Annotated in this window: 9 protein-coding genes; 2 read left to right on the plus strand and 7 right to left on the minus strand. The window is 50.9% G+C overall.

Annotated elements, in window-relative coordinates; all coding sequences use genetic code 11:
* Positions 1–348 precede the first annotated feature (348 nt).
* The 4 genes from BUE76_RS05190 to BUE76_RS05205 all read right to left on the minus strand — a co-directional run bounded on the left by BUE76_RS05190 (position 349) and on the right by BUE76_RS05205 (position 6,243).
* Entirely contained in the window at positions 349–2,928 is a 2,580-nt protein-coding gene (locus BUE76_RS05190; RefSeq protein ID WP_073047705.1) for a zinc-dependent metalloprotease, read from the minus strand.
* 486 nt (positions 2,929–3,414) lie between these two features.
* Complete coding sequence (locus tag BUE76_RS05195; protein WP_073047701.1) at positions 3,415–4,035, minus strand: ABC transporter ATP-binding protein; 621 nt, start codon at positions 4,033–4,035, stop codon at positions 3,415–3,417.
* Entirely contained in the window at positions 4,025–4,822 is a 798-nt protein-coding gene (lpxA, locus tag BUE76_RS05200) for an acyl-ACP--UDP-N-acetylglucosamine O-acyltransferase (protein ID WP_073047697.1), read from the minus strand. The genes BUE76_RS05195 and lpxA overlap by 11 nt, the downstream gene beginning before the upstream one ends.
* Positions 4,819–6,243 carry a bifunctional UDP-3-O-[3-hydroxymyristoyl] N-acetylglucosamine deacetylase/3-hydroxyacyl-ACP dehydratase gene (locus tag BUE76_RS05205; RefSeq protein ID WP_073047767.1) on the minus strand — a complete coding sequence of 475 codons (1,425 nt, stop codon included), beginning with the start codon at positions 6,241–6,243 and terminating at the stop codon, positions 4,819–4,821. Before BUE76_RS05205 ends, lpxA begins: the two co-directional genes overlap by 4 nt.
* Before the next feature lie 387 nt (positions 6,244–6,630).
* Between BUE76_RS05205 and BUE76_RS05210 the strand changes: the two genes are divergently transcribed.
* Both BUE76_RS05210 and BUE76_RS05215 read left to right on the plus strand, forming a co-directional pair.
* Complete coding sequence (locus tag BUE76_RS05210) at positions 6,631–7,536, plus strand: helix-turn-helix domain-containing protein (RefSeq protein ID WP_245798423.1); 906 nt, start codon at positions 6,631–6,633, stop codon at positions 7,534–7,536.
* A gap of 230 nt (positions 7,537–7,766) precedes the next feature.
* Positions 7,767–8,384, plus strand: coding sequence for a hypothetical protein (locus tag BUE76_RS05215; RefSeq protein ID WP_073047690.1), 618 nt, complete (start codon positions 7,767–7,769; stop codon positions 8,382–8,384).
* Positions 8,385–8,555: 171 nt separating this feature from the next.
* On the opposite strand, the gene hemL is transcribed toward BUE76_RS05215, so the two are convergent.
* From hemL to hemF, 3 genes are all read right to left on the minus strand, one after another.
* Complete coding sequence (gene hemL / locus BUE76_RS05220) at positions 8,556–9,854, minus strand: glutamate-1-semialdehyde 2,1-aminomutase (protein ID WP_073047687.1); 1,299 nt, start codon at positions 9,852–9,854, stop codon at positions 8,556–8,558.
* A gap of 78 nt (positions 9,855–9,932) precedes the next feature.
* Positions 9,933–10,910 carry a porphobilinogen synthase gene (gene hemB, locus BUE76_RS05225; RefSeq protein ID WP_073047683.1) on the minus strand — a complete coding sequence of 326 codons (978 nt, stop codon included), beginning with the start codon at positions 10,908–10,910 and terminating at the stop codon, positions 9,933–9,935.
* 91 nt (positions 10,911–11,001) lie between these two features.
* Positions 11,002–12,000 carry an oxygen-dependent coproporphyrinogen oxidase gene (gene hemF, locus BUE76_RS05230; RefSeq protein WP_083596688.1) on the minus strand — a complete coding sequence of 333 codons (999 nt, stop codon included), beginning with the start codon at positions 11,998–12,000 and terminating at the stop codon, positions 11,002–11,004.

A 12,000-nucleotide genomic window follows, 5' to 3' on the forward strand; every position in this document is an offset into this window, starting at 1 on the left:
CTGTGCGGTTTTTTTATGGTGATTGTGTGTCGCTTAACTTTTCCCTGGCATCCTGAGCGCAGCGAAGGATCTGAAACAAGCAAAAGGTAGGAGTGTTAAAAGCAAGAATAGCTTGCAATTGCATGGCCTGTTTAGTTACTCATACTCAGATCCTTCGCTGCGCTCAGGATGTCAAGCCCGTTGCAAATAGACGCAAACTGATATTGCCAATTAGCCCACGGTTTCAACCGTGGGTGGTAGCAGTAAGAGTTACTACAGCAGAAACCGTTTCAACGGTTTTTATGTGCCAACAAAAAGCCCCTGCAATCACTTGCAGGGGCTTTTTGTATAAAGCAATAAATCTTAAGCTTATTTAGGATCCAGTGCCTGCGCAATACGCTGGCTCAGGTCCTGCAGGTGATAACGGGTAAGCTTATCCGAAGTACGGCCGGCAGCAGCTTTGATCTCCGCCTGCAGTTCGGTAAGGTGACCACGTGCAATAGAAGATACATCGCTGTTGCGGGTATTGGTGATACCGGCAAATGCAATGGCTGCAGCAGGTGCCGAAGTGCTGGCTGTGTTGGGCAGCAGGGCAATCAGGCGCTCTACATAATTCTTCTGCAGGTTGCGGCGGTACAGGTCGGCGGCTTTGCCGGTGCGCAGTTCCTGCCAGATACCGGCTTTTACATCGGCCAGCAGGTCCATGGCATTATAGGTGCCTTTACCAAAGCGGGAAGCGCTTTCCTGCATGCGTACCAGGCGGCTTGCCGACAGTACGTTGTTCAGTGCGCTGTTCTGCATGGTGGCAACGTCGTTACCATTCAGGTCGGCGATCTTGTTGAGAATGCTTGTTTCCAACATCCAGGTAGGCGTTGTAAACACCTGGCGGTTCAGCCAGCTAACGGCTTCTTTTTGCACGGCTTTAGGCGTGGGTTCGTACACACTGCCCTGCTGCTCGATGCTTTTGAAGGTTTCCTGCACGCCACCGATGTTGCGGATCACGTGGTTGGTGTAGCGGTTGAACTGACCCAGCACCTGTCCGTAGATCTCGTTCAGGTTTTCGAAGCGGTCGCCTTCTTCGCGGGTCCACTCGGGCAGGTTCTTCATCACGCGCTTCAGGTTTTTCACGCCGTATTCGCTTGCCTTCATGCTGTTGTCGCCGAGGTCCTCGGTTTGTGCACGGGGATCGTCGTTGCGGCCTTCGCCACCAAACCACAGTCGGGGGTTCTTACCCAGGTTGTCAACGATCATCTTGTTGCCTTCAGCACGGTCGGCTTCTTCGCTCTTATCGCTCCAACGGTAACCCCACTGGATGGCCCAGAGGTCGTACTCGCCGATGCGGGGATAGATACCATCGCGGCTGATATTGTCTTCGGGCTGTGCTACGTAGTTGAAACGGGCATAGTCCATGATAGAAGCAGTGTGGCCATTGGCTTCCACCCACTTCTTATCGCGCAGTTTTTCTACAGGCGTTTTGCTGCTGCTGCCCATGTTGTGGCGCAGACCAAGCGTGTGGCCTACTTCATGCGAAGACACAAAGCGGATCAGGTCGCCCATCAGCGAATCGTTGAACTTCATCTTGCGGGCGCCTGCGTCGATGGCTGCAGCCTGTACAAAGTACCAGTTGTGCAACAGTTTCATCACGTTGTGGTACCAGCCAATATGGCTCTCCAGGATCTCACCGGTGCGGGGATCGTGTACGTTGGGACCATAAGCATTGGGGATATCGGAAGCCAGGTAGCGAACGGCAGAATAGCCGGCCGACTCGAGGCTCATGGTGCTGTCTTTGGGCCATTCTTTACCAACGATGGCGTTCTTGAAACCAGCTTTTTCGAAAGCCTTCTGCCAGTCGTTGATGCCCTGGAGGATATAAGGCTTCCACTTGTCGGGGGTAGCGGGGTCTACATAGTAAACGATTTGCTTCTTGGGTTCCACCAGCTCGCCGCGCTTGTAGCGCTCGATGTCTTCAGCCTTGGGCTCCAGGCGCCAGCGAACGATATAGGTTTCGCTGTTGGCACGCTGCGACGTATCGGTAAACTCGCTGATCTGGTCGGCAAAATAACCCACACGCGGATCGAAAAAACGACGGCTAATGGGGTTTTCCGGCAGGCGGATGAAAGAAGTATTTGTTTCAATAGTTACCGCACCAGCGGCATTGGCGGCAGGCAGGGTAGCTGGCGCGCCTGGTACCGGAACCATGGAAGGAGCAGCAGGTGTAACGGTAAAGGTCTTCACGCTGCGCACCTCGGTGGTGTTGGGATGGCTGCTGATGTTTTCAACATAAGAGCGATCGGCGGCAATTGCCGACAGACCCAACTGGCGCTTGGTGCGTGGGTTGAGCGATACGATTTGGTTGTCGCCTTTGAAAAACTCGGTAACATCGATGATCACACCTGAGCTGTCGCGGTTGAAAGCTTTTACATCAAAAGCAGCTGCAATAGGATCGAGGTTGGAGTTGCGTACCGCCTGGAAAATGGGCTTGGTGCTGTCGGGTGAAGACACCACGTTGAGCACTGTACGGATGAATACCCTGTTCTCGGGACCCCGCTCAAAACGCAGTACGTTCTGGTTGGTCATTTCACCACCATAGAGCGAAGCACCTGCAGTCATCCGCGCAAAACGGGTAACGGTCAGGAGGTCTTTGCCCAAGAGGGTGTTGGGGATTTCAAAGTAATACTTGTCGTCCTGCCAGTAGGTAGGGATCAGGCCTTTCTGGCTGCGCAGTTTGGCAGCGTCAAAAAATGCCTTGAACGATTTGGGAGCGGTGCGTGCCGCAGCAGCGCCGGCGCCTCTTTCGCTACCGGCTGCAGGTGCAGCGGCAGGCGTGGTACCTGCTACCGGTAGGGGCGCAGGTTTGGTGGTTGTTGTTTGCTTGCTTTTGGTGGGCGTAATACAGCTGGTAGCAGCCAGTACCATACCCGCACACACCACGTGTCGAAGTTGCCTCATGAAACTTGCGTGAATTTATAGGTAAAAGGAAAAGAGATGCAGTGCAGGTTACACGCCTGTGCAGGTTGTAGAATGGAAATTTTTCTCATGTTTTAGTAACGCCACAGGCGCCCTTTCGGGAAGTGGGAAGGTAAGGCAAAATGCTGAAGCTGAGCCTTTTTGGTGTTAATAGAGGTTAACAAATGGGATGAGCGGGGAGGCGTGAGTGGTGAATGGGCAATGGTGAATAGTGAGTAGGGAAAGGGCAAGCATGCACAATGGGCACGTCCTTGCGAGGCGCCTGCGGAGTTTTGCAAATAGTAGTCACCAGCGGCGCCGAAGCAAGCTCCTGCTGCTGTAGTAACCCTAAACCAGCACGATTATGAACCCGTAGGTGCAGGGGATTGCTTCAGCGCCACAAACCGTTTCGTAACGCCAGTCACTACCGGCGCTTCGCAATGACGTAGCCTTTTTGATGTCAGCGGCTGCGCATTGAAATGAAGCGCGTTACTGCTTCCAATCCGTTATAGAAAGTACCGTATTGCAAAAGCTGTATTCCACCGGGTCGTTGGAGCATACCAGCACCAGGCGGTCCTTTGTAAAGCGCTCCACTAAGGAATGATAGAGTTCTATGCCTTGTTTGTCGAGGTTGGAGCAGGGCTCGTCCAGCAGCACGATGGGTGCGCTGCACAAAATGGCTTGTGCCAGTTTTACCCTTTGCTTCATCCCCGAAGAGTAATAGCGTATCTGCTTGTGTGCGGCTGCCTGCAGGCCGATGATGTTGATCACTTCCCTGGCGTTGAGGCCGGAAAGGTATTGCTTGAAGGAAAAATGAAAATCGAGAAACTCGGTGAGGGTGAGTTCTTCAATGAGGTCGAGGTAGGGTGCAGTGATGGCAACATGCTGGTGCAGGTCTTCGTCTTTTACCGCTTTGCCGTTGATGGTATAGGTGATCTTGCCTTCGCTGGGCTGGAGCATGCCACCCAGTGTTTGCAGCAGGGTGCTTTTGCCCGAGCCGTTGTGGCCTGTAATAGCATAGGCATTGCCCGAAAAAAAATCGAGGCTGGCACGACGATATATCCATTCCCGGTTAAATCGTTTGCCAGCCCCGCTAAGATTAATATGCATCTTCCGCGTTTTTCGAAAAGCGTTTGATGATTCCGGTTGCGGAAGATTTTACAAAATCAAGAATGAACTGCTTTACCTCGCTGTCGGCCACCTGCTCTTCTACCATTTGCACGGCAACAGAGGTAGGATGTCCCTGTACAAAGAGGATATGGTATACCTGCGAGATGGCTGCAATCTGTTCGGCAGTGAAGTTGCGGCGCTGGAGGCCTACAACGTTTACACCGGCATAGCTCATGGGCTCGCGGCCTGCTTTTACAAAAGGCGGTACGTCTTTGCGCACAACGGTATGTCCTGCGATATAAGTGTGGGCGCCAATGCGGGTAAACTGGTTGGCGCCTGCAAGCCCGCTGATGATGGCATAGTCGCCTACTTCAACGTGGCCGGCCAGCTGCACGGAGTTGGCCAGGATCACATGGTCGCCAATGATACAGTCGTGTGCTACGTGGGCATAGGCCATCAGCAGGCAGTGGCTGCCCACCACGGTCTTCCATTTGTCTTTGGTACCGCGGTTGATGGTAACATATTCACGGATGGTGGTGTGGTCGCCAATTTCCGCGGTGGTTTCCTCGCCTACAAATTTAAGGTCCTGCGGAACGGCGCCGATAACAGCACCGGGAAAGATTTCGCAGTGCTTGCCGATGCGGCTATAAGGCATGACTACTGCATGCGACATGATGCGTGTGCCATCTCCAATGGTAACGTTGTCGTGAACGACAGCAAAAGGCTCGATGGTTACATCAAGACCCAGTTTTGCATTGGGGTGTACAGACGCCAGTGGTGAGATCATACTTTTACTTTAGGTTTCTTGACAATTTGAGCAACCATATCGGCTTCTGCCACCAGTTTGTCGCCCACAAAAATAGTTCCTTTCATTTCACAAATACCCCTGCGCACCGGGTTCATCAACTCCATCTTCAGCACCAGCGTATCGCCCGGAACTACTTTTTGCTTGAACTTACAGTTGTCGATCTTCAGGAAATAAGTGTCGTAATCGTTCTCCGGATCATCGGGGATGGTAAGCAGTCCGCCGGTTTGAGCCAGGGCTTCTACCTGCAGCACGCCGGGCATCACACAGTTGCCGGGGAAGTGACCCTGGAAGAAAGGTTCGTTGTAGGTAACGTTCTTCACGGCAATCACGTACTTCTCCGTCAGTTCAATGATCTTGTCCACCAGCAGGAAGGGGTAGCGGTGGGGCAATTTCTTTTCGATGGCATGCACGTCCATCACCGGCGGCTTGGCCGGGTCGTATACGGGAATATCTTTCTTGTTCTTGTACTTCTTGATGTGCTCCTTGATCTTGCGGGCAAAGGCTACGTTGGAAGCATGTCCGGGACGGTTGGCAATGATATGTGCCTTAAACGGAAAGCCTACCAGTGCCAGGTCGCCGATCACGTCCAGTAGTTTGTGGCGTGCCGGCTCGTTGGGGAAACGCAGGTCCAGGTTGTTGAGGATACCGCCTTCGTTCACCTTCACATTGTCTTTTTCAAAAATCTGGGCAATACGCTGCACCTGTGTTTCGCTCACGGGGCGGTCTACCACCACGATGGCGTTGTTGAGGTCGCCGCCTTTGATCAGGTTATTGTCCAGCAGGTACTCCAGCTCGTGGAAAAAGCAGAAGGTGCGGCAGGGCGCCACTTCTTCGGCAAACTGGCTGATGCTGTTGATGGCCGCATGCTGCGTGCCCAGTACCGGCGAGTTGAAGTCGATCAAGGTATTGATGCGGTACTCGTGGTAGGGGAGGGCCACCATTTCCACTTTCTTGCCTTCGTCAACAAAAGAAATATTGTGCTGCAGGGTGTACCACACTTTGGCGGCGTCCTGCTGTTGGATACCGGTGCTGGCGATGGCCTCCACAAAAGGAGCGGAGGAGCCGTCGAGGATGGGCACTTCGGGAGCGTTCAGTTGTACCACGGCATTGTCCACACCACAACCCACCAGGGCCGCCATCAGGTGCTCGATGGTGCTCACCCGGGCGCCATTGGCTTCGATGGTGGTACTGCGGGTGGTTTCCACCACATTGTCTACATCGGCCTTTACCACAGGCTGGTTGGGAAGGTCCACGCGCTGAAACACGATACCTGTATTGGGCTCGGCAGGCTTGAGGGTCATCTCCACCGTTGCACCCGAATGGATACCCACGCCGTTGATCTGAATGTCGGAAGCCAGCGTATGCTGAAAATCCGTGTTGATTGAATTCTGCAAAAGCATGGCGCGAAAGTAAGACGAACCGGTGATTTGTATGATTTTGAAAGGATTTAAAGGAATGGACCTGCACAGTGCGGCTATCAGGGTATAAAAAACATGGGAAAAGGGGTTCAATTTGTTCTGAATTGTTTTTGTTTTTAGCCTTTATGGTAAATAAAAGGCTTACCTGATTAGCTATTTACTGCAGCAATTATATGGTTCCTGCGCCATTCGTTTGGACCCGCGTTACAAAACCAATGCTTTACCACAGTGAGCTTCTTATCAATCCTTTTAAAATCCTGCCCATCACCGGTTCTTTTGACTTTTCCATGATTGTTAAAGCACGGGTATTAAGACAGGCAGCACGTACCTTTGCAGGCGATGCAAGCAGTGTTAAGTACATTTAAGTGGATGACCGAAGGACCAGAGATGAGCAGTCTGCTGGTAAATGAGTCGGGTAGGCTGATACCGGGCTCCGTTCAGTATGGTATCCGCCGTTATGTAAAACCACAGGGTTGGATGGCCGAAGACACCGGTATGTTGCAATACGTGATTGCGCCGGAAGAAAAAGGCGGCAACCGCCTGGAGCTGCACTTCTGCATCACGGGCAATATGTATTGCAAAGAGCAGGTAGGTGGCTGCAGGGAATGCAAAGCGCATAACACTGCCAACTGCCCCAAGCAGTTTGAAAGTGTAGACCTGCTCACCTTTACGTTTACGCCATCGGTGCTGGCGCAGTTTGTTAAATCAAGAGCCGCCAGCAACACGCTTGCCGATGATGTGCTCACATTCAGGCATACCCAATCCTTCTCACAATTAGTTCCACTTTGCAACCGCATGCGTTCGGTGCTGGATGGCATTACCAGCCACAACTACACCGATACGCTGGAGAACATTTTTGTAAATGCGCAAACCCAGATGCTGTTACTCTACAGCCTGGATTGCATGCTGGGTGAAAAGGAAATAGATGTTATAACCTGTAAGTTCCTGGCCAATGGTGCCGACCGCGATAAGATCCTCAAAGCCCGCGATGTACTGATCGAACATATTGGTGAACCCATCACCATCAAGGAACTGAGCCGCAAGGTGGCCATGAACGAGTGCTACCTGAAAAAAGGCTTCAAGGAAATGTTTGGCACCACCATCTTCGATTTTTACCAGAACCAGCGCATGGAACACGCCAAGTACCTGTTGTACGAAAAAGGCCTGAGCGTAACCGAAGTATCTATGATGCTCGGGTATTCCTCTATCTCGCACTTCTCCACTGCCTTCAAGAAGCATACGGGGCTGAAGCCTTGTGAATTGTTGTTGCGGTAACTGGAACCGCAGATTTAGTATGAACCAGTGATTTGCAGAATTTTGAAAGGATTTAAATGACTTAAATCCTAACTGTATCATGGACTTGAACCTTGTTATTAACCTGTTCTTGCCAATTTTTGTTTCCACTTTTATAATGCCTAAAGTCATTGGTGGTTATATGACCTAAACTATAGCTTGTGCTTCTACATTCTTATTAATCCTTTCAAAATCCTGCAAATCACTGGTTCATGTTTACCGTCATCGCCGGCACCCTTTTACTTGCTTTTGTACATGCATTGATACCCAACCACTGGTTGCCCTTGGTAGCGGTGGCACGTGCCGAGAAATGGAGCCGCAGGGAAGTAAACACTGTTACGCTGCTGGCAGCACTGGCGCATGTGTTGGGCACTGTAGCTTTAGGACTGGTATTAGGGCTTATTGGAAAAGAATTACAAGAGCAATATGGCCAGGTGATCTATGTGATTGGCGCGGTGCTGCTGATTGTTTTCGGGTTGATCTACTTCACTGTCAACCTGCCGCACCACCATCATAGCGGGCAGGAAGATGTGAATGCATTCAAACGCAGCAAGCGTCGTTGGGTCCTGATCTTTATCGTGATGATGTTTCTTTCTCCTTGTTTAGAAGTAGAGAGTTTGTTTCTTTCTGCCGGTGCTTACGGAATGGGGATTGTAAGCTTGATGGCAGTACTTTATGCCATTGTTAGCATCAGTGGTATTTTATTGTTGGTAAACCTGGGTGTAAAAGGTACCAACCTGCTGAGTGCACATTTTATCGAACACAATGAAAAAAGAATTAGTGGGATTGTGCTGATTATTGTCGGTATCGTTTCGTTCTTCTTGCATTGAAACAACACCCCCTGTCCGCCTAAAGGGGAAACTTAGGCCGGAGCGTTCGCCTCCTCTGCTACATACGTTAAGTTGAATTTGTTATAAATAACATCGCCGCTCTGAATAGGAGCGGCGATGTTATAATAGGGTTGTTTGACCTAAGTTCCCCCTTCAGGGGGGCAGGGGGTGTTAAAGTTCCTGCTGTATCTCCAGCAAGCTCTCACCTGCTGCAAGGATTGTCAAATCCAGATCTTCATAGGTCAGTGCATTGTTCAGGAACCAGCTTTCAAATGCCGATGGCGGCAGGTAGATACCACGGCGCAGCATGGCATGGAAGAACTTCGAGAACAGGGCATTGTTGGCCGATGCCGCCGATGCAAAATCAGTAACGGGGCGGTCGCTGAAGTGCACCGAAATCATCGAGCCAATTTGGTTGATCACGTAAGGAATACCGCTCTTGCTGAACACGCTGTCGAGACCACCACGGAGGTACAGCGTTTTTTCATCCAGCTCGTTATAGTGCGTTTGGGTTTTGTTCAATTCGCTTAGTAAGGTGTAACCTGCCACCATCGCCAGCGGGTTGCCGCTAAGCGTACCTGCCTGGTACACATTGCCCAATGGCGCGATGTATTCCATGATCTCACGCTTGCCGCCAAATGCACCTACAGGCATACCGGCGCCTATCACTTTACCATAGGTAACAAGGTCGGCATCCACCATCAGGCGTTGTTGCGCGCCGCCGGGTGCCAGGCGGAAACCGGTCATCACTTCATCAAAAATGAAGACGATGTTTTCCTGTGTGCACAGTAAACGCAAACCTTCCAGGAAGCCGGGCTCGGGAAGAATACAACCCATGTTGCCTGCTACAGGCTCGATAATGATGGCTGCAATTTCGTTTTTGTTTTCCGCTACCAATCGCTGCACTACTTCAAGGTCGTTATAAGGTGCAACCAAAGTATCGTTGGCAACGCCTGCCGTTACACCGGGCACTTGTTGAATATTAAACGTAGCCAACCCACTGCCTGCTTTCACCAGGAAAGAATCGGCATGACCATGGTAACAACCTTCAAACTTGATGATCTTGTTTTTGCCGGTGTAGCCACGTGCCAGACGTACTGCACTCATACAGGCCTCTGTACCCGAAGAGGTCATGCGGATCAGGTCCACGTTGGGCGCCATGCTCTTGATCAGTTCGGCCATGTCGATCTCCAGTTCGGTAGGCGTACCAAACGATGTAGACTCGGTTGCTTTTTGCTGGATAGCTTGCACCACCAAATCGTGCGCATGACCCAGGATCATCGGACCCCAGGACGCGATGTAATCAATGAAGCGGTTGCCGTCTTCATCGTAGAGGTAAGCACCTTTCGCACGCTGTATGAATACGGGTGTACCACCTACGCTTTTAAATGCGCGAACAGGAGAGTTCACACCACCGGGAATCGAGGCTTGGGCTTTTTCGAATAATGTTTGGCTTTTAGTAAAGTTCATCTTCTTTATTTTTTTGCCACAAAGACGCTAAGGCACAAAGCAACACAAAGTCTTTGTGCATCTTTCTGTCTTTGTGCCTTAGTGGCCTAATATTCTTACTGCATCTTTTGCAAAGTAGGTCGCAATCAAATCGGCGCCTGCGCGCTTCATAGAAGTAAGCGTTTCTATGATGGCTTTCTCTTCATTAATCCAACCCATTTTCGCAGCTGCTTTTATCATGGCGTATTCACCGCTGATGTTGTAACAGCTTACCGGTACATCCACCGCGTTCTTTACTTCGCGGATGATATCGAGGTAAGACAGTGCGGGTTTAACCATAACAATATCCGCGCCTTCTTCCACGTCCATGATGGTTTCCTTCACCGCTTCCAGCCGGTTGGCATAATCCATCTGGTAGGTCTTCTTATCACCAAAGCCGGGAGCACTGTCCAGTGCGTCGCGGAAAGGACCATAAAAACAGGATGCGTATTTAGCGCTATAGGCCATGATGCCCACCTTGCTGAAATTGCTTTGCTCCAGTGCCTGGCGAATGGCTGCAATGCGGCCGTCCATCATATCGGAAGGAGCTACAAAATCCGCACCTGCTTCGGCATGGCTCACACTCATCTGTGCCAGCACTTCAACGGTGGCATCATTCACGATCTCGCCGTTTTCTACTATGCCATCATGGCCATAAGAAGAGAAGGGATCTAGCGCTACATCCGTCATTACCAGCATGTCGGGGCATGCATCCTTGATAGCACGGATGCTGCGTTGCATTAGGCCATTGGGGTTGATGGCTTCGGTGCCTTTGTTATCTTTTGTTTCGTCTTTGGCTTTTACAAAAAGCAGTACGCTTTTCAGGCCCATGCTCCACAGTTCCTTCACCTCCTTAACGGTGATGTCAAGGGAGTTGCGGTAATAGTTGGGCATAGATGCGATCTCTGAATGTACGTTCTCGCCTTCATCAATAAACAGCGGTACAATGAAGTCGTTCGGGGTCAGTTGTGTTTCAGCAACCAGGCTGCGTATTGCGGGAGATTGCCTAAGAATTCGATTTCTCCTTTGTAGAAACATGGCTTTTATGTTTTTGCCACAAAGACAGAAAGGCGCAAAGCGGCACAAAGCCTTAGTGCACCTTTCTGCCTTTGCGACTTAGTGGCTAAAATCAAACCCAATCCCGTGGATGCAAACAGGCATCCAGCAAGTCAGCTTCGGGGCTGCCGGGCTGGGGTTGGTAGTTGTATTCAAAACGCACGGTTGGCGGAAGGCTCATCAGGATGCTTTCAATCCTGCCGTTGGTCTTCAACCCAAATAGGGTGCCGCGATCGTGCACGAGGTTGAATTCGGTATAACGTCCGCGGCGGATCTCCTGCCAATGCTTGTGTGCATCAGTGTAAGGCATATCCTTGCGTTTGTTCACAATAGGAACATATGCTTGTACAAATGCATCGCCGCAAGCCTGTCCGAAGGACATCCAGAAGTCCATTCCACGGGCCCCTGCGGTGGAGGAGGATTGAGCAGCACTTAACCTGCCTTGGTAATCGTAGAAGATACCGCCAATACCACGTCGTTCGTTGTTGCGGTGGTAGTTCACAAAGTAATCATCACATACTTTCTTGAACGTCGGGTAAAATGAAGGGTCAAACTGATCGCACACCGTTTTGTATGTTCCATGAAAATGCCTGGCATCTTCTTCAAACAAATAATAAGGGGTAAGATCGGTACCGCCACCAAACCAGCGGTCAATGGTTTCGCCCGCTTCGTTATACAGTTCGAACATACGGTAGTTGCAATGCACCGTAGGTACAAATGGATTCAAAGGATGAATCACTAACGATAAGCCACAGGCAAACCAGGAGTGCCCGTTGATTTTGAGTTGGGTGCGCATGGCGTCTGTTACTTCACCAAACACTACAGAGGTATTGACGCCGCCTTTCTCAAATACATCACCACCTGCAATCACCCTTGTTTTGCCACCGCCACCTTCGGGGCGTTCCCATTTGTCTTCTATAAACTTGGCCTTGCCATCCGATTCTTCCAATGCCGAACAGATGCGGTTTTGCAAGTCGTAGATATAGGCGATCCATTGGTCTTTAACGGCCCCTCCCCGGCCCTCCCCGGTGGGGAGGGAGTTTGAGGCAAAAGCTTGACTATTTTGTTCCAT

The organism is Cnuella takakiae, assembly GCF_001953305.1.
In the GTDB taxonomy this organism is placed as follows: Bacteria; Bacteroidota; Bacteroidia; order Chitinophagales; family Chitinophagaceae; genus Flavisolibacter; species Flavisolibacter takakiae.